Below are 1,711 nucleotides of genomic sequence, written 5' to 3' on the forward strand. Positions count from 1 at the left end.
CCAGCAATTGTGGCGTTTCGCTGCCCAGCACGCGCGACAGCTTGTCAGCCGGAAGCGTTGAGGCAAACTGCCACGCCTTACGGCCCATGGCGTCATAGCCGAAGCAACTGGTGAGTGTGCCTTGAGTGCGATAGACCTCGCGGTGCAGGTCGTCGCGTTCCATGTCGCTGATGAGCTGGCCGTCGAGGTTGAGTTGGTGCAGGTGGCCGCTGCCGTAATACAGATGGTTCAGGTGCTGGCCCGTGGGCAGGGGTCAGCGTGGTCGGGCTGATGGTTACACTTTTCGCAATCGCTAGCGCAGCCTATCTTTAAAATTGGTTGGTTAAAAGTCCTCCCACGGTGCATATCGGTAATCATCGTCAATTTTTTTGAAGGTCAGTCCATGGATTTTTCTATTAACACACTCAGTCAAAAAGCGCCCGGAGCAAACAACTTCATGAATCTCTTCAAAATAAAACAAATTAGCATCAACATTCGTCGAAATCACGAGCTTGTCAATGCATTCATAATTTGGATTTTGTATGTCCGCGTTTTCTATTTTCGTATTACTATCGATCACGAAAGACGACTTCTCCAGATCCATGGCTCTAAGTCTTTCGGTAACAGCAAAAAAATAATATTCTCTGCTCGGTTCTCTCCCCTCCTCAATAGTAAGCTCAACAGCTCTACTGACATATTCACATTCGCACGAATCACAGACTGCCAAAAAATTTTTGGATGCCAAAAAGTGATCGGGCAACCAATCTGCACTCAGCTCCGAAACGTCTGCCTTTGCTTGGTAATGCGGACTTAATGCGCCCGTATCCGGGTTTTCAGTAGGATAATGAAAGGTCGGCAAATCGGGAACCCATTTCAATTCAAAAAAATATGGCGCCCCTTCACCATCTGGCTCATAACTAATGATGTATAGATCTTTCATTTTTCCCCTCACAGTAGCCGACCGGTTATGGAGTCAAGCTTGAACAACCCGCCTTCAAGCCCTTGCGCAGCCCATGTCTGAACATTTTTCACGCCAAGCGCAAGATCCATATCAGTAAGGCTACTTAAATTATTGTTTAGCTTGCTAAGTTTGTTTTTGACAGCTTCAGTATACTGACCATGACTCGACCAATGCCCAGGCATTCCCGTTGTGTTGGCTAGCTCTTTGGAGCCCGGCAGAAAAATCCCGTTTGATGCCCCATCTGGATCCCAACCAATTTTTTTCAACCTTCCAAACATACTTTTGAATTGAGTGCTTTTTATCAGTTCTTCAGGTACCAAATGGTGATTCGCCATTCCATCGCCGGATCTTGCACCCATATTGTTACCTAATTTCGTAGAGCACCACCCGAACGGATCGATCCAGTTATTAGGGCTTGGTGCATACGAGTAAAAATTCATTCCTCCTGATAGAGCAATCGGATCCTGCGTAATAAACCGCCCCACCTCCGGATCGTAATACCGAAACGTATTGTAATGCAGCCCCGTCTCATCATCAAAATACTGCCCCTGGAACCTCAGGTTCTGTTCAACCTCATTCACCGCCAGCTTTTCGAGCGCGCCCCAGGCTTTGTACGTCGCCTGCCAGACAATCGCGCCATCAACGTCAGTCATCTCCAGCGGCGTACCAATCTGGTCGGTATGAAAGTAGTAGAGCTTCTGTTCTTCCCCCTCGCTCTGATCGACTCTGGCTAACGGCGCATAGCTCCCCGGCTCATACACATACAGGCTG

2 protein-coding genes and 1 pseudogene are annotated in these 1,711 nt (G+C 48.2%); all 3 read right to left on the reverse strand.

The window, feature by feature from the left end; translation table 11 throughout:
* Nucleotides 1-250: pseudogene (locus L9059_RS30530) on the reverse strand (hypothetical protein); the annotation flags it as partial.
* A 72-nt stretch (nucleotides 251-322) separates the two neighbouring features.
* Nucleotides 323-919 (reverse strand): imm11 family protein, encoded by a 597-nt coding sequence (locus L9059_RS30535; RefSeq protein WP_247296849.1) that lies wholly within the window; start codon nucleotides 917-919, stop codon nucleotides 323-325.
* An 8-nt stretch (nucleotides 920-927) separates the two neighbouring features.
* A partial coding sequence (locus L9059_RS30540; protein ID WP_247296865.1) for an RHS repeat-associated core domain-containing protein occupies nucleotides 928-1,711 on the reverse strand: 784 nt, incomplete at its 5' end.

The sequence above is a fragment of the Pseudomonas violetae genome (assembly GCF_023072615.1).
GTDB lineage: Bacteria > Pseudomonadota > Gammaproteobacteria > Pseudomonadales > Pseudomonadaceae > Aquipseudomonas > Aquipseudomonas violetae.

Coding starts and splice junctions, on each gene's coding strand:
- L9059_RS30535 (WP_247296849.1), bottom strand. CDS start 919: ATGAAAGATCTATACATCATTAGTTATGAGCCAGATGGTGAAGGGGCG.